The sequence below is a fragment of the Arsukibacterium tuosuense genome, assembly GCF_900215315.1.
In the GTDB taxonomy this organism is placed as follows: Bacteria; Pseudomonadota; Gammaproteobacteria; order Enterobacterales; family Alteromonadaceae; genus Alishewanella; species Alishewanella tuosuense.
In genome coordinates, this window is sequence record NZ_OBEB01000010.1 from 106,957 (window position 1) to 129,016 (window position 22,060).

Sequence of the window (22,060 nt, forward strand, 5' to 3'; positions counted from 1 at the left end):
TCATTTTAAGTTTTTTTTCATTTTGTTGTCTTTTTATCCGGCTAAATCCGCTTACTACTATAACAGCCCAGTTAAGCGGTATGGCTGACGAGTTGTCATTGTGACAAAAACGTACAGATAAACCGGGTAACGCTATGAAACAGGTATTCAAACATTTACTGATTGTGCTGCAGAACCAGGCCGATGACGAGCAAGTATTAGCCAGAGCCATAAATCTGGCCAGACAACACCACAGCAAACTGACATTGTTTTGCTCATGGTATAAAAAGCGCCAGCTAGCCGACATTAATGAGCAGGCGGAACACTACCGGCAGCAGCTGTTACAGCAAATCAGCCAGGCGGGAATACCTGTAGCAATTGCCGATATCAGCATTGACTGGCAACAACCGGCGCAACGAGCCATAGACCAGCTGTTGCAACAACACGACATCAGCCTGATTATTAAACAGCAGCAAGCTAAACGCAGTATATTGTCCTGGCTGGTACCCGATGTGGAACATTATCTGATCAACAGCTGTGATTTGCCGGTTTGGCTGGTTAAGCAGCGCACAGCAAGCAGTGAGCTGAGCATTCTTGCCTGCCTGGATGTCGACGGCAGTGCACAACAGCAATATCAATTAAACGATGCAATCTTGTCGATTGGCGAACAGTTAGTACAACAAGATAGTAAACAATTACACATACTGAATTGCTACCAGACGGACGATTACAGCATGAGCCTGCCCTACGACAGCAACCATGGCTTTGCGCCACTGCCGGATGTTCAGCAGCAACATAATGATAAACTCACACCCTATATTGCAGAGCATCAGCTAACGGCAGAAACGGTGCACCTGAGTGAGGGGCTGCCCGATGATGAAATTCCTAAAGCCGTGCAGAATTATCACTGCCAGCTGGCGATTATTGGCAACAGCCATCCGCATAACTTCAGTTCAGTGCTGTTCGGCGACACCGCCCACTATTTAAGCCGGCATACTCCCTGTGATGTGCTAATTGTTAAACAGTTGGCTTAGCCGGCTGCGATAAGCTGCTGCTCAATATCGGCCAGTGCTGTGGGTTTGGCATATAAATAACCCTGGCCAAACTGACAGCCCAGCGTCGCCAGCAGTTGTTGCTGGGACGGGGTTTCAATGCCCTCGGCAATTACCTCAACTTCAATAGCGCTGGCCATTGCCAGCATGGCTTTTACCAAACTGAGGTTATGACCATTGTCGAGTGCCTGTACAAAGGTTTTGTCAATTTTAATAAAGTCGATAGGTAACGAGGTCAGGTAGGATAACGACGAATAGCCGGTGCCAAAATCATCAATAGCAATTTTAATACCGGCACGACGAAAGGCATTCAGGTTCGCCAACGTCGTCGGCGATTTATCCATGGCCACCCCCTCGGTAATTTCCAGTTGCAGGCAGTCCGGAGCCAGCTGCAATTGCTGCAGTTTGTCCATAATAAACTGATACAGCGCCGGGTCAGAAAAATGCTTACTGGTAATATTTACTGCCACAGCCTGGGGGGTTAAACCTGCCTGCTGCCACTCGCTGAGTTGTTGCAGTACCGCATTTATTACCCAGCAATCCAGTTTCTTGCCCAGATTTACAGCCTCAGCAACCGCGACAAAGACATCCGGTGCCACCGTACCCAGCGCTGCATCATGCCAGCGCACCAGCGCTTCATAGCCAATAAGTTGTTCAGTTAATAACCGGTACTTCGGCTGCAGTACTACAGTCAGTAAATTGTGCTCCAGCGCACGCCGCAAGCCCTGCTCAAGCTCCAACCTTCGGGTCAGGGCGCTGTGAATATCTTCATGGTACAGTCGTAACGGCAGGCCCTGATGTTTGGCGTCGAACATGGCTGACTCTGCCTGCTGAATAAGTTCGGTAAACTGGCTCGAGTCATCCGGGAACATGCTGATACCGATACAGATAGACGGGGCTATTTTCTCCTGGGCCAGCCAGTAAGGCTCGGTGCATTGCTCAATTAACTGATAAACAAAGGGCAGTAATTCACTGCGCTCAGCCAACGGTAGCAAGACAATAAAATCATCAGCACCGGGCCGGCAAACCAGCGCGCCACCCGGCAATAAACTTTGCAGCCGGTGCGCCGCTTCAATCAGCATTAAATCACCAAACTCGTAGCCGTACTTTTCATTAATCAACCGGAAGCGATGACAGTCAATAAACAGCACAGCGTAAACGGCGTCAGCATCAGAGCGCCGGCCAAACTGCTCCATCAACCCCTCTTTATTTAGCAAACCGGTTAAACTGTCAAAGCTGGTAAGAAACTTTGCGTGATTTTTGGCTTTAACCTGCTCAGTAATATCAATACCCACGCCTTGTATTTCATCCGTTGAGTCGGCTTTACCCGCCAGGCTGCTGAAGGTCCAGTCAACCCAATGTATGGCATTGTCGGCCCCCAGCATCCGCACCGACAATGAGATAGTCTGCGCCTCGCCGCCTTGTCGTAATTGGGTCAGCAACGCCTCGACGCTGTGCCGCTCATCGGCATGAATAAATTCAAAAATAGATATACCCAGCATCTGATATAACTGCTGGTTCAGTTGCCGGCTAAAGGCATTATTAACAAATGTCAGCCGGGAGTTTTTACTTAGCCGGCAAATAAATTCTTTCTGGTTCTGCACAATATCGCGGTAACGTTGTTCGGCAGAAATAAGTCGCTGCAATACTGCTTTAAATTCTGACAAGTCATGGCATACGCCAACAAAAATCCGGCCTTGTTCGGTAATCGACTCGCCCACTGATAAATGCATTGGAAAAACCGAGCCATCTTTATGCTGCGCCTGGACATCACGGCCAATACCGATAATTTTTGCTTTACCACTGACTTTGTAATTATCAATAAAACTATCGTGCTGGCCTGCGTGTTGCTGGGTCATCAGCATGCTGACATTCTGGCCAATCACTTCCTGTTTTTTATAACCAAACAGCTGTTCTGCGCCGCGGTTAAAGCTTTGCACTATGCCAAACTCATCAATTGAAATAATGCCATCAACGGCAGCCTCCAGCAGCGCATCCTGCACCGACAATACCTTTAAATGCGCTTTGACACTGGCCTGATAGGCGGTCAGGTCATGGCAAATACCAACAAAATAGCGTTTACCATTGGTTTTTGACTCGCCAACAGACAAATGCATCGGAAATATTGACCCATCCTTGCGTTTACCTTGCACATCACGACCAATGCCAATAATTTTTGCCGGCTTTTTATCCTTGATATAGTTCTTCAGATAGCTGTCGTGCTCGCCGTGAAAGGGTTCAGGCATAAGCAAGCGTACATTCTGTCCGACACATTCTGCAGCACTGTAACCAAATAGTTTTTCTGCGGAAGGTGAGAAGAAACAGATTAGTCCTTGTTGATCAATCACAATAATGGCATCAACGGCCGAGTGGACAATCGCATCCTGCAGCTGGCTTAACTGAAACGTCTCCATACTTAGTATTACTCTTTAGCTGGTAAGCCACATAACAAATTTAAATACAAAATTAGTGGTTTATTGACAATTAGGACAACTGTAGAAGCTATGCTTATTTATTGCCAACAATTAAACCCAAAACAGGTCTGAAAGGATGTCAGTTGGGGAGAAATAGTTAAATAATCTTTGACTGCTACTTAGCACAGGACATAAATAACCTGCTTTGCCACTGCTCTGTTTGCTGGCGACTTGCGTATACTGCTGCCAGCATAAATAAACTAATACATTTTAACTAACCGGAGAATTTCAGATGATCAGCTACGTAACCCTGGGTGTGAATAATTTAACTGCTGCTAAGGCATTTTACGGTGAATTACTGGCAGAATTAGGTGGCAAATCACTACTTGATATGGGCCGTATCGCCTTCTTTGGTAAAAGTATGGCCCAGCCGATGCTGGCCATATGCGAACCGTTCAACCAACAGCCTGCAACGCCGGGCAATGGCAACATGGTGTCGTTTCAACCGGGTTCTAAGGAGAAAGTCGATGCGCTGTACCACAAAGCCATAGCGTTGGGTGCGAGTTGTGATGGTGCCCCGGGCCAACGCATTGCTAACACTTTTTATGGTGCTTATATAAAAGATACTGATGGTAATAAACTGTGTTTCTGCCACTTTGGTTAAAGGTTAGTCAGTGATGCAACTCAACAGTAATTTCAGTCAGCGGGCAGTAATCCTGCCCGCTGACTATAAATTTATTGCTTCGCCGCTGGCCGGTGTCAGCCGGATGATGCTGGACCGGGCAGGGAATGAAGTGGCCCGTGCTACCAGTATTGTCCGCTACGAGGCGGGCAGTGGCTATAGTAGCCATACCCATGACGGCGGTGAGGAAATTCTGGTGCTGGAAGGTGTGTTCAGTGATGAACATGGTGATTATCCGGCCGGTACTTATTTGCGTAACCCTCCCGGCAGCTCACATCAGCCCTTTTCTGAAAACGGCTGTACTCTACTGGTTAAACTATGGCAATTTGCGGCAACTGACACTGAACAGCTGGCAATCAATACTCATCAGCAACACTGGCGGCCCGGTCTGGTGCCAGGCTTGTCGGTACTGCCATTACATGAACACGATGGGGTCAGTACGGCACTGGTACGCTGGGCACCGGAGACCCAATTTAACCAGCATATTCATGTCGGCGGCGAGGAAATTCTGGTGCTTGAAGGGCTGTTCTGCGACGAATATGGCCAATACCCTGCAGGTAGCTGGATACGCAGCCCCCGCTACAGCCAGCACACCCCTTTTACTCAAGCTGAAGGAGCCCTGATTTACGTTAAAGTTGGCCATTTAGGCGCAGGCTTACTGGGCGATAAATTTATCCAAGGTAAACAGGATACAACACTATGAGCCACCACTTCAGCGCGGCTGATTTATCCCGCATTATTGAGATGGCCTGGGAAGATCGCACGCCATTTGAAGCGATTGAGCAGTTATATGGTTTAAGCGAACCGGCGCTGATTAAACTAATGCGCCGCGAACTTAAAGCCGGCTCGTTCCGGCTCTGGCGGGCCCGGGTCAGCGGCCGCAATACCAAGCACCTGAAGCTACGCAACCCAGCTATCAGCCGTGCCTACTGCCCAACCCAATATAAACGCTAAGCCAACTCAGCTGACTCAGTAAACCGATAACCCCAGCTGTCCTGCCAGCTGGGTAATCATATGCATCCCCCGGCAGGAGTTGCCAAAATTATTCAGTTTCGGGCTCCAGGCGGCAATAACGCCATAATTTGGCACTATTGCAGCTATACCGCCACCGACACCACTTTTCGCCGGTAACCCCACGGTAAAGGCAAATTCACCCGACTGATCATACATACCGCTGGTTGATAAAATGGCATTGACTCGGTGGGCATCGCGCCGGCTGCAAATACTTTGCTCATTTACCGGGTGCACACCGCGGTTGGCTAAAAACAGTAAACTGAGTGCCAGTTGTTTACAGCTCATTTCAACAGAGCACTGATAAAAGTAGTGATCCAGCACAGCCGGGACTTCGGCTTCAATATTACCAAAACTTTTCATCAGGTAAGCCAGCGCGGCGTTGCGGTTACCATGTTCTTTTTCTGAATGGTAAACGGCGTTATCAACCCATATTTCTTCGGTCATTGCCAGGCTGCGAATAAAATTAAGGGCAGCCGCTTTACTGGCCGAATAATGGCTGACCAGCATATCGGCAACAACCAGGGCGCCGGCATTAATAAAGGGATTGCGCGGAATACCGTGCTCCCACTCCAGCTGGACAATAGAGTTAAAAGGCTGGCCGGAGGGTTCCATATGCACCCGTTGCCACAGCGCATCGCCCTTACGGTTCATCGCTTGCACCAGGCCAAATATTTTTGACACACTTTGAATAGAAAAGGCGGTGTCGGCATCACCAGCACTGTGCACCTGGCCATCAATGGTAGCGACCGCCAGGCCAATTTGCTCAGGCGCTACCGCAGCCAGTGCCGGAATATAATCCGCCACCTTGCCCTGCTCCGGTAACTGTCGCGCCTCTTCCAGCAAACTTTGCAATAGCAAAGATAAATTAGAGGGTTGTTTAGGGGTACCTTCCATAATGCTCTCATTGGCTAAGCAAAGGCAGATTGTCTCAGCTAAGTAACACTTTGCCAACCTTCGCAGGTTTTCAGTCAACACTTCAGGCAGAAAATAACAATAGCTGCTGCAACAACAACTTAATAGCGCGGTTGAAAACAGCTCAAATTAAAGCCAGCTTTAGGTTGATTTTTAACCAGTAGCTGCTTATTGTGGGTGCGTAGTAGACGTAAAATAGATGAGGTAATAATGAAGTATACCCTCTACTGTACCCTGTTGTTATCAATAACAGCTGTGCTGTTTTCCCCGTTCACCAATGCCCAGTCCGGCAAGTGGTGTGAGTCTGCAGATTCTGGTGCAACCTGTAATAGCTATGTCTCCTATTTTGAAAATGGCGAAGTGTACGGCTATGGCGTTGATAACAATTCGTTTTACATCGCTACCGGCCACTGGCGCCGGCATGGCGACCAGTTCTGCCAGAATCTGACCTATAAAACTTTTGATATTATTACCGAGTTGCCTTATACCCCTGACGATCAGAATATCTGTAATAAAGTACTGGAGCAAAACGATACCCGGGTAACGGTGCAAACCGAAGATGGCGGGGTTAAACACTTCTACCGGATAAGTAACAAACCCGACCACAGCATGACACCGGCCCCAAGCCACCTGGCAGATAACACCGCTAAAGTGAAACCGGGTTTGCTGGCATTGAATGTACCGCCCGGTAAATTCGGCCTTTACCCGCTACCGCTGGAAATGGCCCCGGCCAGTGTCAGTTTTAATATGTCGCTTACGCCGTTGGCTGTAGAGGATAAGAATGTAACCGCTTATGCTCATGTGCAAATTGGCGATCCGGATAATGACTATCTGCGGGTATCATTACTGCAGCCGAACCAGGCTGATACGGCGTTGCTGCTGATTGAATACATCATGCCGGGCTATAAACCCTTTCGTAAAGCGCTGGCCAGTGACATTGCACCCGGTGAGTCGGTATTAATTCATTTAGCCTGGCAACCAGATGGCACCACTACCATAGGTTATAAAGACCAGACTGTGCAATACGAGCTACCACTGGAGCAATGGCAAAGTTACTTTATGGCGTCTAATACCCAGGCAACCTTTCAGCGGTTGCCTGAATAATCGTCTGGCTGCACCACAAAGAATCAGCCTGATCGGAAAAATCAGGTATGATTCTTTGCCATAGTGTCGCTAAAGCTGAGCGCAACCATGCAGGATCTTATCTACCTTCGTCATTACTCTGATAATCTGCAACAGCAGGTACGCCAGTTGCTGGTTGATGATAAGCTGGCTGGCGTTTTACAACAACGCTACCCAGAGCAGAGCCATCCGGTGCAAACCGATAAGGCTTTGTACGAGTTAACTATGGCGTTAAAACGGCAATGGCTGAAAAGCAGCGACCCGCTAAGTAAGGTGGTGTTTGACCCGAAAATTCATGTTATCAATAATGCGTTAGGTACGCATAGCCAAATAAGCAGGGTGCAGGGCGGCAAGCTGAAAAGCAAAAACGAGATAAGAGTGGCCGCTTTATTAAAGCAACTGCCGCTGCCGCTATTACAAATGGTAGTGGTGCATGAACTGGCGCACTTAAAAGAAAAAGATCACAACAAAGCTTTTTATAAACTCTGCCTGCATATGGAGCCAGCCTATCACCAGTTAGAGCTGGATTTACGCCTGTATCTTACCTTGCAGGAACACACCACTACTGCTTAGTTGGCGGTGCTGGCCTGACGTAACAAAGCCGCAAAACGGTTTAACTGCTCATCATCAAAGCAGGGTTCGTCGAACTTTTTCAGATAAGCCGGCGCGGTATCAACATAGGTTACATTTGCCGGCATGTCAGTTTTAAACTGGGCCACCCGGCTGAACGCTACCACTGAATGCACATGCTGCGCCAAATCCGTCCCCTGCAGCTGTAAATGATGCTTTATCGCCTCAACATGTTTAAAATTCTGATGTAGCGGGTTCATAAACTGTTTTTTGCTGCCAAAGTACTGGCGCATCCAGTTAGCCTCTGCCACATTGCCGTAAATATTGCCGCGATAGCCTTTCACCATAATGACAAAAATACCAAAGGGGCTTAGCACCAGGTGATCAACCACCACCAACTCTTCTTTTGCGGTCAGTAATTTCAGTTTACGGAAATGACGATAACCACGGGCTAAACGCCAGCGCAACAGCCGATTTAATTTGTATTCTGCAAACACACCTTTAAAGCCCGGCAGGTTAAGACCAAGCCAGTTGGTCAGCAAAAATACCGCCAGTAAAAACGCAAATATATTAGCAATAATCAACGGCAGGTTAGTCAAAATGGAATTTAGCAGGTTATCCCACTGCCACCAGTCGCCAACCATTGGCTCTGCATCTGCCGGAACAACCACCGGCACGGGTAGCATTGTGTCAGCTAATTCGCCCTCAGCCACTAGCCGTTTCTCAGCGTCAACCGGCTGATCTGTTGCAGGTTTAGCCTGCAGTAATTGCTCTGCTACTGCTGCTGGCGTTGCTAAGGATTTTGCGACCTGGCTGGTATCAACTTCTCTGATTTCAGGCTTTGTGGTGGCAGGCTCAGTTGTTTCAGAGGCAGTCGTCTCTGTTGCTGACACTTCAGGTTTTGTTGCCGCAGGTTCTGCCGGCTCAACCACCACCGGATCTGGTTCACGGGGTGCCGGTCTGATTGGTGTGGTATCGCGACGGGCTTCTGTTTCTGGCGGCACCGCTCTGGTTGGCTTGCGACATTTTTTATCGTATTCACTTTTGGCATTGCGATAGCTACTGCTTTGCGGCATGTGACTAAAGCGCTCTACCTGCTGGTCCAGCAAAATACAGGCACCCTCAGAATACTGCTGCAGGCCCGGTGCCGAAACAGAAATCAGCAATAACAGCGGTAAAAAATATCGCATCCAGCGCATAACGTGTCTCATCGTAAATGTTAACTGATGCTAGCAAGGGAATCATCATGCAGCAATAGCTGTTTTATCGGCAAGTTGGTAAATCGCTGACTTCATTTGCGACCCTATAGCAGATAAATTTGCTGCATTATCATTACTAAACAGTATGCAAGGACTTAACGAGTAGTGTATGTTTAATTAAGTTTTTGCCGTTATAGTGAGGATGCGCGGAACGATGAAGTGGACAGGTTATTATTGTTGCGCCCTGGTATGGGCTCTTGTTATAGCTTCTGAAGCTCATGCCGTCCCAACCGGCTACCACTTTTATACCGAGCATCTGCCACCCTACAGTTATATGCAAGATGACCGCGTTACCGGCATCAATGCCGAGTTGGTGTCCACCCTTTGCCAACGCCTGGAACTCTCCTGCACCATAAGCATACTGCCCTGGCGCCGGGCATTCGGCCAGGCTCAGCGAGAGCAAAACAGTGGCGTATTTTCCACCACCAGAGCTGAAGATCGCGAAGCACTGTTTAAGTGGGTTGGGCCTATCGCCACTGACCATGGCTATGTTTTTCGTTTAAGAGACCGGACAGAGATTAACCCGACGAATTTAGAGCAAGCGAAAAACTACGTGCTGGCCGTATCACGTGGTGGTCGACTGGAAACGTATTTTCAGCACCATGGTTTTAGCTACGACACTAATATGATGGGGTTTTCTACCAGAACAGAGCCGATACCCTTGTTTCTGGCAAAAAAGATAGATTTACTGGCGGGTTCAAAACGGGCGCTTGCCAGCTGGATGAACGAGCATAATATGCCAGCAGATACGGCAGAGCCATTATTCAGGCTAAACAATGTTGGCGAACATTACCTGGCACTTAACCTGCAATTTCCGGCAACTGTCGCCACAAAACTACAAAGTGAATTAGACAAGATGCGCCAAAGCGGCGAATTAGCGGCGTTAATTGAGCGTTATCAGGGATAAATCAACGTAACCCGTCGTTTATCCCTGACTTCGCCGGTTTAGTCGTTAATTTTTACCGGGCCATTAATGGCATTTATTTTTAAGCCGCCCGAGCCACTATCCAGTATCGTCAGGCCACCGGCACCATTAACATTAATATCGCCCGAACCATCATCAATGGTTACTACACCACCAATATCGCTGATATTTAAATCACCGGAGCCATCCTCAACGGTTACGTTGCCCTGTACCTGACGAATATCTGCATCGCCCGAACCATCTTCCAGGGTCAAGTTGCCGCTAAGCCTGGCAATAAACAAATCTCCGGAGCCATCTACTACTGTGGCATTATTCCCGCCACTAATCCGCAGCGCACCTGAGCCATCTTCAATATTCAGATCGCCCTGTAAGCCCCGGATTTCAGCATCACCAGAGCCATCATCCAGAGTTAGTGCCAGCCGGGCCGGCACCTTTACAACGACATCAATATAAGGACTGTTGCCACTGTAAAGCCCACTGGCAAAACCGGCTTCCAGCACAGCGTCATTACCACGGCGGATCAGCGACAAACGGATATCGTCACTATCGTAATAATAAATACTGGCTTGCAGCTCAATAAGCTCACGCCCTTCTTCGCCGATTATCTCCAGCTTACCGGCACCAGTGTCAGCCACCAACTGGCTGATATCAGCGCCACTGAGGCTGAGGCTCCGCTCCTCATGCAGCCTGTCGCCCGCATGACCATTGCCAACATAGATTACACAACCACTTAACAGCACTGCGGCTGTGATACTGAGTATTCCGCCTTTCATATTGCATCCTTTTTTTCGTTGTTATACCAAGCTTATCACCGGCCACTGAAGCAAAATAAATGCCTGAATTAAATTAACTTAACATTCAATATCTTAGACGGAAACAACTCACCAGGCATGTGGCAAAATGCACTATTATCTGGTGGATTTGGCTAAGTAAAGGTCGCAAACCGAAGGCTTAACGGAACTGAAACCAAAGCCAGCCAGCCACCAGCAGCAATAATAACGCCCCAATTTGTTTTGAATAGCGCCGCCACAGCTGCATTGCCCTCTTCCCGGCAAAGTGCACCAGCACAACCAGACCGTAATAACGGGTGGCTCGTGATAAGCCAACTGCCAGTAAAAACAGCAGAAAGGAATAAGCGGTGGCACCAGCGGCGAGCATGGCAATTTGTAACGGGGTCGGGGTAATGCCTACTGCGAGGATCGCTTTAAAACCGTTGTCTTCAATTTCGTTGCTGAAGCTGTCGAAGGCGTCAGCGCCGCCAAACAACCCCACCAGGGTATCACCCCATTGCTCCATGGCCAGTACACCCAGCCAGTACCCCAGCGCGGCGGCAGTAAGGTTGCCTGCCAGCGCTACAGTAGCAATAGTCCAGCGTCGGCGGTCCTGGCTTAACATCCACGGAATTAAAATGGCTTCAATCGGTATCGGTATGATCAGGGTCTCAGCCATCGACAGCATAAATAACAATGGCAAAGCATAAGAAGAGCGATCCAGCCGGTCGAGCCAGGTCTCGGCCGACAATGCTTTTGAATGCATCATAAAGTCGTATGCCGCTCCATAATTTTACATTTCGGCAAAGTATAGCGAAATTCATGTCATTGCCAAACGCAGTGTCGGATCGGGCCTGCTGCAGACATCTCAGCGTCAGGCAGCAAGATGTTGCTTTACAATACTGCGGGTTTTCTGGTTTGATAAATCATCAGCTACTGAAGAATAATAATAAATGTTTAAATTTTTTCGCAGCCTGCATAACTGGCTGGGCCTTATCCTGGTTGTGCAAATTACCCTCTGGTTTTTAAGTGGCCTTATTATGTCCATCCTTCCGATAGAGCAGGTGCGGGGCGAACATTTGCGTCAGTTTGTCAGTACCCAGTGGCAACAAGCAAGTGTAAGCCCGCAGCAGGTGCTGCAGCAGCACGGCGCCAAGGCCAGCCTGAGCCTGAGTCAACAGCTAAGCTGGCAGAATGACCAGCTTACTGCAACACCGGCGTATCTGGTGAATGAAGCCACAAAGGTTTATCGCTACAGCGCGGTTAGCGGAGAGTTGTTGCCAGAGCTGGCTGAACCGGAAATCCGTACCCTGGCCCTGGCGCAGTATCAGGGCGACGGTGAGCTACTAGCAGCCCAACTTCTGCAGCAACTGCCACAGGAAGTAGGACACCTGCCTGCGCCGTTATGGCAAATACAATTTGCCGACAGCAACAACAGCCGCTTTTATCTCGACCCGGCTACCGGCGCAGTAATGCGGGTACGCACCGACAACTGGCGCTGGTTCGACTTTTTCTGGATGTTACATATTATGGATTATCAGGATCGCAGTAACTTTAATAACCCACTGCTTATCACCTTTTCGGCCAGCGCTCTGCTGTTTACCCTGAGCGGCATGGTGTTGTTATGGCGGCGATTCAGGCCACGCAGATCCAAAAAAGCAGCGCTAACAATCAACGACTAAACAACCCGCTGGAGTGGCAATGCTACATTGTGATTTGCATGATTATATCGAGATTGTCTGCCTTTACCGCCCCTCGGACACAAAATCATTAACATAAAAAGTTAAATGTAAATTTAATTTGAATAAATAAGGTGTCGCGTTTAGAATCCTTTAGATAATGTATGCCTATCTTAAGGAATTTTTATGCTGACGGATCAACAAAAACGTTGTATGCAACGGGTGATTCAAGACAACCAACACGAGGTTTGTGTTATTTCACCAGAAATGATGGATGAAATTGTAAATAGCCAGGCAGCAAGAGGGAATACCGAGGCAAAAACGCTTTGGGAGCAGATAAAAGGTAGTATTGAGTTCGGCGCGAACTACCTCGCCTTAGGTGGAGATATGACTAAACTGGCGCAGCTGGGCTATGCTCTTGGTGGCTTAGGGCAGGCATATGTAAAATCATACAATGGCAAGTCTTATATCATTCTCAAAGGCCATGCCGGGTTACGCAGAATACTTACCGGTACACGCTATCTGGCAAATAATACTCAGGTAATGGCTCTGGGGTTAGGTAAGCATGCTGCACAAGCTGCTGTCAGATCAGGTGGAATTCTTACCGTTGTATTGGTTGGCGCTTACCGAATTGCCGATTTCTTTTTAAGCGACGAGGCGACGTTAACTCAGCTGATTGGCTACTTAGCTGTCGATGTCGTAAAAGTCGCAATTACCGCAGGTGTAGCCTGGGGCGCTATTGCAGTAGGCGCAGCTATAGGTATTGCGGTTGGCCCTATAGCTGCTGTGGTGCTGGTAGGCTTGGCATTAACTCCAGCCCTTAACTATTTGGATGAACGCTTCGGCATATCAGATAAAGTTGTCAAAGGATTAGAAGAGCTTTCTGAAAGATCACAGAATTATGCTCAACAGTTGCGCCGGGATATCCAGAACAGAGCATCGCAAGCTGCTTCACGGGCTGCAAAGCCAGTGCTTGACTACGTTGTTGACTCTGCACGAAGAATTATTATTGATGCCGCTAAACATCAATTAGATCGCTTTCTATCGCCAAGGCTGTATTAATGCAAAAAGATGAGAACGAACTGGCACCGTGGCAACTTGCCATGGGTTTGGCGGTGTTTGCGCTGCTAACAGCTTTTGGCTTTGGCTACTTTAGTTACTACTTTTTGGTATTAGTGAATGGGCTGCTTACTGATGCCGCGGCAGTAACTATAAACAAAGGTGCCTTCTACTGTTTAGGCGCAGCATTAATTGGCAGCATGTTGTTGTACTTTGGCGGGCGAAAATTGCAGGGTAAAGCTGTAACGGCCAGGCAAAATAAGCAGGCGAGTCTGGTATTTTTTATCGGGCTGGGCCTGGCGGTAATTTTGCCACAACTTATTCACTACCCTTCCGCCAGTTACCTGCAAGCGCAGGGATATAGCGAATGTGAGTTGCAATCACGCCAGTGGTTACACGACAAGGTAATGGTTTATACCAGTACCCCAGAGCACTGCATTGAGCTGACGCGTGCCGAATGTGAAGAGTCTCCAGAGCGACAAAAATGCCGGTTATTGCCGCAGTTTAGTACCAATAAACCTTTATCTGGTTAGCCGGTTAAATTAAATCCCTATCCGTCAGGCCAATTGGTGTTTGAATACTGGCAGTATCAGTAACAGCGAGTAACAGCGGTGGTTTTTAGCCCAGCAGCAATTTAATTTTGATCTGGCACTAATTTTCGACCCTAATTTTCTGAAATATGAGCTTTGATATATGAGCACTTTGTTATCTGAGGTGTTATTTAAGAGTGGTGAAGTGAGAGAGTGAGATGCATGAGGCACTATGTACCTCATACATCTATTTTCGACGCTATAATTTCACGTTAATTTTACGTGTTCACCTTACATGGTGTAATTAACACCCAAGAAGAATGTTCTTCCTCTGGGGCCAACAGGCCACGCTTCTTGTGTAACAAACGGTGACTTATCAGCGACGTTATTGATACCGCCAAATATCACGATATCATCGCTGTATGTATAGCTTGCATTAATATCGTGGATCACTGTACTACCAAAGAAGCCATTACCCGGTTGGCCATATAACGGCGCATTACCGTTAATGCCTAGTGAGCTTTCGACAGTGCCATAGGCTTGACGGCTCTGATAGGTGGTCTGCCAAGCAACATTGACATCGCCACGTGTCCAGCTTAACTCAAGATTGCCCGAGGTTTTCGGAACCTGAATTTCTTCCAGAACTACGTTCACATCGTTCGGGTCGAGTGGATTGAAAAAGCGATTAAGCGATTCTTGTCGTGTACCAACTACAGTGATACCAAAATCATTCTCTGCAACACTAAATTGATAATTAACAGAAAAATCAATACCGTCGGCTTCAACACGTGCGAAATTCGAATCGCCCGTTGTCAGGTCGTTTAAACCACCATCAGCGCGTCGCGAAAATTGGTCACAGAAGCCTAGTGCAGGGAAGTTTTCTGAATCATAGCAACCATTGAGGATTTCTGCTGCGCCAACAGCCGCAATCGCATCTTCAATTTTCACATCCCAATAATCTAGCGTGACAGTAAGTCCTTCAATAAAGGTCGGTCTAAATACTGCACCCAGGGTTATTGTCTCAGCTGTTTCAACATCTAGGTCCGGATTACCGCCTTCAGTACCTGAGAAGCGAGCAGTAAGAGGGTTGAGCCAGATATAATTGCCGTCAGCATCAAGAATCTCTTCGGTCGGTACACCTAAGGCTTGTAAATCTGCCACACAGTTTGCTTGTCTGAATGAGGTGCCTGCAGCAATGTTATTAGGATCACATGGATCTGTATTCAAGTTAATGGTGATTGGGAGTTGCGGATCGAACAATTCAGTAATGTTTGGTGCTCTTACTGCTTCCGAAATAGTACCGCGAATGTTTAAGCTCTCTACCGGGCTATAAGAAAAACCGAATTTCCAAGTTGTTGCCTGGCCTAGAGTTGAGTAGTCGGCGACTCTGACTGCACCATCAACCGTAAACTCATAGGCAAATTCACGATCGAAAAATATCGGTAATCTGACTTCAAGGAACGCATCGATAACATCGTATTTACCGGCGGTATCAAACTGTTTGACGTTGTCTATACCCGTGAGAAAGTTTAACCATGGCGATACATCGCTCACTAATGCCCCAGGGGTAAATGAAGTACCTTGCGGTAAAATGCCTAGCTCCAGCGGATCTAGACGGTTGTCACTAGATTCTTCGCGATATTCAAGGCCGGTTGCATAACCAATCGCACCATCAAGGAAACTTTCAAACACTTCAAATTGGCCGACACCGGTAAGTGAAATCACCGTTTGTTCAATCGTTAGTTGGTCTTGCTTGCGCGCAGTAATAAAGTCTTTCGCTGCTTGACTGATTGCACCCGCACCAAATGGATTTAATGGCGCACACTGACCATCGCCAGGTGTAAAGGTATAGTAGCGATCACTGAAGAAGTTACCGTCTGCATAGTTCACATTAAAGGCAAAATAGTCAATCTCATAGGCGGCATTCGGGTCGAGGTCAGAACGACAAACGGCTGCGCCATTAGGGCCCATGACAGCGTCCATCGAAGCAAAAACCCTGTCCGTCATTTGGTCTGAGTAATCGGTGGTGTTTTTAAACCGACCGTGGTTAACCACAAATTCCAGTGAGTGATCTACATGATAGTACCATTCCAGACCCGCAACAAAGCGCGTGGTTTCGCGTGTATAATTGGTTTCATCATCATCCCAGGTATAAGCATCCTGGGTAAGCAGTAACCCACCGGTTTGGTCAACAACCGGTTGTAATTGAGCGGGTATAAACGGGTTATCTGCTTGAATGAATAGCGTATCGTAGTAGGAGTCATATTCTTCATAGAATGCGGTTTCAGCCTTAACGTATTTAGCTTCAAAAAACGCGTTTAGGTCATCAGTTAGCTGATAGTTACCATTCAGGTTAAGCACGACCTTGTCTGTGGTTGGCATCAAGGTATCGCTATCGAAATTAAACTTCGCGCCATCACCACCGCTGCTTAATAACCCGTCATAGATTGGACCATCTTGATTGACACGAATACTGCCATCGGGGTTAGTCAACCAACAACCCGCCAGGAAGCTGGCTCTGCCACCTTGTGATTCCTGGCAGTCAGGAATGCCGTTATTATTGATATCGACATAGAGTTCATTTCTACCACCAAAGGTCGGTGCGATCGAACCGTCATTAGACGATAGCCAGTAGCGCACGTCAGTTGCTAAGATACGTTGTGGGCTGTTGGGGTCATTTTCATCGTAATCTGGATTTGGTACTACGGCACCTAAACCGTTATTGCGCGACCAGCTGCGGTCGCCATGCAAAAGCGCTTCTTCTTTCTCGAGCGAAAGGGTTAATACAATATTGCCCTTATCATTATCAAAATTCTGACCAAATGCGCCGTCGAACGCGAAAGAGGAGCCACCGGCTTCTTCAGGTACCGCACCAACGACATTTAACTGAACACCTTCAAAATCATCTTTAAGAATAAAGTTGACTACGCCAGTTACCGCGTCTGCACCATAAACAGCTGAAGCACCACCGGTAGTGACTTCCACACGTTCTACAAGAGCTCTGGGAATAGTACCGACATCAACCGCTGAGGTGCCGCGGAAACCTGCTACATGACGACGACCATTGACCAGGGTTAGCGTCCGTGCGCTGCCTAAGCCACGTAAATTGAGGGCGTTTGCACCTGTGTCAGTATTCTCTGCGGTAGTTGACGATATGAGTGCCGGGATGTCGTTAACAATGTCCGCCAAGTTCAGTTCACCAGAGCGGGCAATATCTTTACTGTCGAGAGATTGCATGGGTACTGAAGACATCACATTAGGGTCAGATGGAATGCGAGAACCGGTAATATTGATAACTTCAACCGCTTTCTCTTTTTCTGCTTGGGTTTCCTGGGCGTGCGCGATACCAGCCGTTGTCATCCCCAATGTAGTTGCAATACATAGCGATATCGCTGAACGCGCAAAGCGGGGTGGGTTAAAGTGTTTATTCATGTGCGGCTCCTGAATTCCGAAGGAAGTTGTGTTCTTATTCTTAATCTTATTTTTGTTTTTGTTTTTGTTTTTGTTTTTGTTTTTGTTTTTGTTTTGTTTAAACGATTATTCAAATGCTCAATGCTACTAAGCATGTTCTATGCCACCAGTATCAATCGCAGTGCAGAACAGATTAAAGCCACAAATCATCAGTTCAATAACATCGACCATCACCATATCAGTGCAATTAGACGGTCAAAAATAGTGCAAAAAGTCTTTCAGCAAGACAATCTGCTTTGTTATTTAAAATTAATTTAATGTTTAATGGTAAATATTAAATTTGATGCAATGGCGCTGAGTATTACAGCGTCAGAGGTGATTAATGCTTGTTGTCCGCGCCCGTGCCATCTTTGTGAACAATATCAATTAAATCAGATAGTTGCTCTTCCACTTTGCGCCAGGCTCCAATGCCCTGGCGGTTTAGCGGCTTACGCACTTGTTCGCTACTTGCTGTATGAATATTTCTTTTTATTTTGTGAAAAGATAAGCATTTTTGCTCAAACGGCACACCAAGTTTGGCTAACAATTTACGTACTTCGGCCTCGGGATCATTTACCAGGGATTCATATTCGAGCTTGTAAACCTTTGACGGTATTGCATTGTCCCAATGATCCATGAGCTTAACGTAGGCATTGTAGGCTGCACCAATGTGGCTCAGGTTATAACTAAAATCTACGCCAGAATGAAAGTACTGCTTGTAAAGACTAAAACCACAATCCAATGGATTACGTCGAACGTCAATCACAATGGCATGGGGCAAAATCTTGTGGATAAACCCGACTAATCGAAAGTTAAAGGGTTGCTTATCGATGAAAAACGAAGCGCTGCCAGTTCGGAAAAGTGCACTGTCCTCTAAGTAAGCGTTACCTAACTGGGACAGTTCTTCGGGACTCAGTTTGTCCAACGCTTGGGGTAAAGGTAAGCCATAGCGCTGCATACACAGGGTTTGAGCCCGGCTCTCTATAATCGGTAAGGTCGGTTGCTCTAACGTTGCTTCGATAGCACTATGACTCGCCAGAATTTGTTCCACCAATGTAGATCCTGAGCGCGGCAAGCCAACAATGAAGATAGGAGTAATACGCTTTTCTACGCTATCTGCTTGTACGATCAAATTCTTTGTTGTGTAGGTATTGGTGCGCGTATTAAATTCGTTTTCTAACAGGCTTGGTTCATAGTATTCAGACACGCCCAAAGCATTGGCTTGATGGTAATACGACATCATTTGTGTTGGACTCGACTGTCCTTCACTTGCTTTCGCTAAAGCGAAGGCTGCGATGCAACGCTTTCGCTTATCGAGATGCGTTGCGGTGACTATTTTGTTAATGTCTGCGCGCTCTATATCGGAAAATGCATAGTCTTTCATATCAGCCAAAGCCCACCATGCATCGGCATTAAGTGGGTCGGCGCCAAGACTGGCTTTCAACGCTGCAATCGATTCAGTTTTGTTGCCGATGATACGCAGAGCCTGGCCTTTGATAAGATCAATTTGACTTGCGCGTTGCACGCTTTGGCCAACATAGCGCCGAGCGCGTTCGCACGCGTCGAGCAAGTTGTCATACTGTCCGTATTTAAGTAAGAGTCCAATTAAAGTCCACAGTGATTCAAACGTTTCATCTAAGACAACCAGCATGTTTGCCGCTTGTATTGCTTTACTAAAGTATCCGGCCGACGCATAGCTATTGGTTAGCATATTTTGCAAGGTTAGATCTGCAGGATTAAAACTGATCGCACTTTCCAGCAAAGAAACACTGCGTTCGGGGTCATTTTGTTTAGTCGCAATGTGCGCCAGTGTGCAAATCGCTCTGGGGTGCGCAGGATACTTGGCTAGCATCGTATTGGCTATTTGCTTTGCCTCACTGAAGGCTACCTGCTGTAGCAAATTTTGAATTTGTTGAAAGCTTTGTATTAGCGGATCGATACTCTGAGCATGAACACTGGCTTGCACGGCTTGTTTCAAATCGCCAACTTCAAACAAACATTTACTCAGCAGTGACCAGGCTTGATATGAATCAGGTTGTTCGCTTATCAAAGCTCTGAGCGTGACTATGGCATTATTGAAGTTTTCTGCTTCTATCAGCTTTATTGATTCACTTAGTGTTGCTTGTTCATGCATAGAGCGATTATTTCCAACGTGTTTGAGTCGTGTTGAATATTAACCACTGGTAAATTGAGAGCAAGTCAAATATGACGTCAATACCTTCGTCTGTTAGCTGAGAATTACTCAAATTCCATGATATTAGCGCTGGCAGCATGCCGGATTTACACAGCCGGAAATCCTGAATTAACGCCGCGCGCTCTTGTATGGTTAAGGGCCGCATGCGGCCCTTATTGTTAATCATTTAAGTACCTCAATTAGTAGCCAAGCCCAGCCGTTTAAACATACAAATGTTTAACCCTGAATTAATTTTGTGATAACTTATGTTCTTTTCGTAAAAGGAGATTACCATGGCTGATACAAATATTGATTTGACGAGAATGAACAACGAACGCCAAGAGTTGCACATCCTGTCTTTAGAACAATTCTCTGAGCTTGGGACAACGCTTAGTAATCACACCAATATGGATAACGCCAAGCTGGTTACGGGTATCGGTACGCAGCTTACGGATCTCCGTTTTGCAAATCAGCTTATCAGAGAACTAGGCCTTACAGGAAAAGCGGTTATTAAAGAGGTGCATGGCCAAAGTTATGTCATATTAAAAGGTCATCCTGGTCTGAGAGAGAAGCTTACAGGCACCCGCTATCTCGCTAGTAACCCTAAAGTCATCGACTTAGCTATCGGACAAAAAAGAGTCACCTCAGCAATGATAACAGGCGCACGGCTAAGCATATTTATCTCTGTTCCTATGACAGTGTTGCAATTTCTTATCGGTGAACAAAGCACATTGCTCAGACTGGTCGGCACAATAGCGTCAGATTTGGTCAAAATTAGCTTAAGCGCAGTAGTTGCTTCGGCCGCTGGTATGGTCGCAGGCACCATTACTACAGTTGCAGCTGGGCCTATCGTTGCTGCCATCGCGTTTGGCATTGCAACGGCTCTTACACTCGAATATTTGGACCGCACTTTTGGGGTAACTAATGCCCTGGTTAATGCATTGGAAAACGCAAAAGAGCGTACTTTTGGTGAGCTTGCAAGGCAGATAGTGCGGTTCGAGCGTAATTTAATTAACGACGCCGTCCGCCGCATGCAATTTAGATAACTTATGCGCCCAGTATTACAAGTAACCTTAGTTGCGCTGTTCGAGGCATTGGCAATAGCCTTTGCCTTGTTCTTTTTCTGGCGAGTTCACCAACAATATCAAGCGATAGCACAGTCGGCTTTAGTCGAGATACAAACTGGCACTGCGTTTTTGTTACTACCACTTATCTTGCCAATATTGCATCTGATGAGTATTGCGGAGAAACACCTGGTAGCTGGCCCTAAATTAGCCAAATTCCGCAAAATGCAAAGCCGGCTTTTTATCTTTTTTGTATTAATGCTGCCCGCCATAGGTTTCGGCATAAACCAGATGGTAATGTCGCAATTAAAACAGCAGGGGTATCATGCTTGCAGTTTGGTGACACATCAAACTCGCTCTAGCTTTACAACCTACAGTAAGGACACCGTTTTATGTCCAAAATCCTAATCGCTTTGCTTTTTACATTGTTGGCTACCACCACACATGCCAGCCAGTCTAAGCTGAACCTTAGTTGTCACCTGATCCCGCTGGACTATCCCGGTTTTAGCCTGAATGACATTCAGGACAAGGCCATTTCGTTAACTGCTGCCGATGCTACCGCCAAACCATTATTTAATGCAAATGACCATACTTTTATCGTTAGCGTTAGCCGGATGGATATTACCGATGTACCGTATATTTTAGATTTTTATCTGGAAATACAGCCGCCCGCCCCTGCCGCACCAGTCAGGGCGTATAGCGCTTCTTATTTCAGCCCCGGTACCGGCAAACACCACGCCCGGCTGGAGCTGCTGCATTATGGCGATACAGCAGAGCCTTATCCGTCTGGGCAATTGGTGTTTGAGTGCTGGCAATATGAGTAACTTCGGTGGTTTTTAGCCCTGCATAGATTTGCTGCATCCTCGCGGCAAAACTGGCAGTTATAGCGCTATCGGAGTAAACTTTAGCCACAGTGTGGAGGAAATATGACCCAGCCTTATTCCAACAGCGTTAAAGAAAAATCGGTGAAGTTTATGCCGAAAAAGCAAAACTATGAAACCAGTCTGCAGTACGAAGGCATGGCACTGAAAAAAGAAGACGCTAATAAGACTATTGAGCAACTCCATAAAAAGTATGCGCGATAAATACGGCGTACTGCACGATGTATATTGTTACGCCGACAGTGACGTATTAATAAACCTGTTAAATATCAAAGATGCTATGGCCGCCCTTATTACAGCAGGATTGGGTCACAGCCAATATCGCCGGTGTAAACCTTAACCTTGGGCCACTGCAACAAATTTTCAGACAAGCATTAATGCCTTAACTGCCAGTTTCCAGTTTCAACGCCAATTTAATTGTTATCTGACCCTGAGGGATCCCCACAAAATCTTGTTCTCATATAATGCTGTAACTCGTGGTGTCGAGTAAATGAATGCAATGCTTCAGCGTGTCTCGCCACTGTT

Annotated in this window: 20 protein-coding genes; 13 read left to right on the top strand and 7 right to left on the bottom strand. The window is 47.0% G+C overall.

All coding sequences use genetic code 11. The features are described from left to right. Nucleotides 1-134 precede the first annotated feature (134 nt). Nucleotides 135-1,013, top strand: a complete 879-nt coding sequence (locus CRO03_RS17600) for a universal stress protein (protein WP_097112983.1) — start codon at nt 135-137, stop codon at nt 1,011-1,013. On the opposite strand, the gene CRO03_RS17605 is transcribed toward CRO03_RS17600, so the two are convergent. After that, nucleotides 1,010-3,445 carry a sensor domain-containing protein gene (locus CRO03_RS17605; RefSeq protein WP_097112984.1) on the bottom strand — a complete coding sequence of 812 codons (2,436 nt, stop codon included), beginning with the start codon at nt 3,443-3,445 and terminating at the stop codon, nt 1,010-1,012. The two genes, CRO03_RS17600 and CRO03_RS17605, sit on opposite strands and share 4 nt — an antisense overlap. Before the next feature lie 292 nt (nt 3,446-3,737). Between CRO03_RS17605 and CRO03_RS17610 the strand changes: the two genes are divergently transcribed. From CRO03_RS17610 to CRO03_RS17620, 3 genes are read left to right on the top strand one after another with little or no spacing between them, the layout of a single operon-like run. Then, nucleotides 3,738-4,109, top strand: a complete 372-nt coding sequence (locus CRO03_RS17610; RefSeq protein ID WP_097112985.1) for a VOC family protein — start codon at nt 3,738-3,740, stop codon at nt 4,107-4,109. A 13-nt stretch (nt 4,110-4,122) separates the two neighbouring features. Then, nucleotides 4,123-4,830 (top strand): cupin domain-containing protein, encoded by a 708-nt coding sequence (locus tag CRO03_RS17615; RefSeq protein ID WP_097112986.1) that lies wholly within the window; start codon nt 4,123-4,125, stop codon nt 4,828-4,830. Next, on the top strand, nt 4,827-5,081 hold the full coding sequence (locus CRO03_RS17620) for a TIGR03643 family protein (RefSeq protein ID WP_097112987.1): 255 nt from the start codon (nt 4,827-4,829) through the stop codon (nt 5,079-5,081). The genes CRO03_RS17615 and CRO03_RS17620 overlap by 4 nt, the downstream gene beginning before the upstream one ends. A 15-nt stretch (nt 5,082-5,096) precedes the next feature. Here the strand turns inward: CRO03_RS17620 and glsB are convergent, their stop codons facing one another. Then, entirely contained in the window at nt 5,097-6,035 is a 939-nt protein-coding gene (gene glsB / locus CRO03_RS17625) for a glutaminase B (protein ID WP_097112988.1), read from the bottom strand. A gap of 228 nt (nt 6,036-6,263) precedes the next feature. Between glsB and CRO03_RS17630 the strand changes: the two genes are divergently transcribed. Beyond that, nucleotides 6,264-7,157, top strand: a complete 894-nt coding sequence (locus tag CRO03_RS17630; RefSeq protein ID WP_097112989.1) for a hypothetical protein — start codon at nt 6,264-6,266, stop codon at nt 7,155-7,157. 87 nt (nt 7,158-7,244) lie between these two features. Further along, entirely contained in the window at nt 7,245-7,748 is a 504-nt protein-coding gene (locus CRO03_RS17635) for a M48 metallopeptidase family protein (RefSeq protein ID WP_097112990.1), read from the top strand. On the opposite strand, the gene CRO03_RS17640 is transcribed toward CRO03_RS17635, so the two are convergent. Further along, nucleotides 7,745-8,944 carry a nuclease-related domain-containing protein gene (locus CRO03_RS17640; RefSeq protein ID WP_170949049.1) on the bottom strand — a complete coding sequence of 400 codons (1,200 nt, stop codon included), beginning with the start codon at nt 8,942-8,944 and terminating at the stop codon, nt 7,745-7,747. The genes CRO03_RS17635 and CRO03_RS17640 overlap by 4 nt on opposite strands. A gap of 214 nt (nt 8,945-9,158) precedes the next feature. Between CRO03_RS17640 and CRO03_RS17645 the strand changes: the two genes are divergently transcribed. Then, nucleotides 9,159-9,911 carry a substrate-binding periplasmic protein gene (locus CRO03_RS17645; protein WP_170949050.1) on the top strand — a complete coding sequence of 251 codons (753 nt, stop codon included), beginning with the start codon at nt 9,159-9,161 and terminating at the stop codon, nt 9,909-9,911. A gap of 38 nt (nt 9,912-9,949) precedes the next feature. Here the strand turns inward: CRO03_RS17645 and CRO03_RS17650 are convergent, their stop codons facing one another. Together CRO03_RS17650 and CRO03_RS17655 are read right to left on the bottom strand one after the other, a co-directional pair. After that, the gene (locus tag CRO03_RS17650) at nt 9,950-10,702 is read right to left on the bottom strand and encodes a DUF4097 family beta strand repeat-containing protein (RefSeq protein ID WP_097112993.1); all 753 of its coding nucleotides are present in this window, start codon (nt 10,700-10,702) and stop codon (nt 9,950-9,952) included. A 178-nt stretch (nt 10,703-10,880) separates the two neighbouring features. Beyond that, nucleotides 10,881-11,468 (bottom strand): YqaA family protein, encoded by a 588-nt coding sequence (locus CRO03_RS17655; protein ID WP_097112994.1) that lies wholly within the window; start codon nt 11,466-11,468, stop codon nt 10,881-10,883. Nucleotides 11,469-11,652: 184 nt separating this feature from the next. Here CRO03_RS17655 and CRO03_RS17660 point away from each other — a divergent pair, with 184 nt between their 5' ends. The 3 genes from CRO03_RS17660 to CRO03_RS17670 all read left to right on the top strand — a co-directional run bounded on the left by CRO03_RS17660 (nt 11,653) and on the right by CRO03_RS17670 (nt 13,970). Further along, complete coding sequence (locus tag CRO03_RS17660) at nt 11,653-12,381, top strand: PepSY domain-containing protein (protein WP_097112995.1); 729 nt, start codon at nt 11,653-11,655, stop codon at nt 12,379-12,381. Nucleotides 12,382-12,564: 183 nt separating this feature from the next. After that, nucleotides 12,565-13,440 carry a hypothetical protein gene (locus tag CRO03_RS17665; RefSeq protein ID WP_097112996.1) on the top strand — a complete coding sequence of 292 codons (876 nt, stop codon included), beginning with the start codon at nt 12,565-12,567 and terminating at the stop codon, nt 13,438-13,440. Further along, nucleotides 13,440-13,970 (top strand): hypothetical protein, encoded by a 531-nt coding sequence (locus CRO03_RS17670; RefSeq protein WP_097112997.1) that lies wholly within the window; start codon nt 13,440-13,442, stop codon nt 13,968-13,970. The genes CRO03_RS17665 and CRO03_RS17670 overlap by 1 nt, the downstream gene beginning before the upstream one ends. Nucleotides 13,971-14,258: 288 nt before the next feature. On the opposite strand, the gene CRO03_RS17675 is transcribed toward CRO03_RS17670, so the two are convergent. After that, nucleotides 14,259-17,399: a TonB-dependent receptor domain-containing protein gene (locus tag CRO03_RS17675; protein WP_097112998.1), complete on the bottom strand. Its 3,141-nt coding sequence runs from the start codon at nt 17,397-17,399 to the stop codon at nt 14,259-14,261. 358 nt (nt 17,400-17,757) lie between these two features. Further along, nucleotides 17,758-19,551 (bottom strand): tetratricopeptide repeat-containing sulfotransferase family protein, encoded by a 1,794-nt coding sequence (locus tag CRO03_RS17680; protein WP_097112999.1) that lies wholly within the window; start codon nt 19,549-19,551, stop codon nt 17,758-17,760. A gap of 332 nt (nt 19,552-19,883) precedes the next feature. Here CRO03_RS17680 and CRO03_RS17690 point away from each other — a divergent pair, with 332 nt between their 5' ends. The 3 genes from CRO03_RS17690 to CRO03_RS18435 all read left to right on the top strand — a co-directional run bounded on the left by CRO03_RS17690 (nt 19,884) and on the right by CRO03_RS18435 (nt 21,739). After that, nucleotides 19,884-20,636 (top strand): hypothetical protein, encoded by a 753-nt coding sequence (locus tag CRO03_RS17690; RefSeq protein WP_097113001.1) that lies wholly within the window; start codon nt 19,884-19,886, stop codon nt 20,634-20,636. 410 nt (nt 20,637-21,046) lie between these two features. Beyond that, nucleotides 21,047-21,478, top strand: coding sequence for a hypothetical protein (locus CRO03_RS17700; RefSeq protein WP_097113003.1), 432 nt, complete (start codon nt 21,047-21,049; stop codon nt 21,476-21,478). Nucleotides 21,479-21,580: 102 nt separating this feature from the next. After that, nucleotides 21,581-21,739 carry a hypothetical protein gene (locus tag CRO03_RS18435; RefSeq protein ID WP_170949051.1) on the top strand — a complete coding sequence of 53 codons (159 nt, stop codon included), beginning with the start codon at nt 21,581-21,583 and terminating at the stop codon, nt 21,737-21,739. The last annotated feature ends 321 nt before the right edge of the window (nt 21,740-22,060 follow it).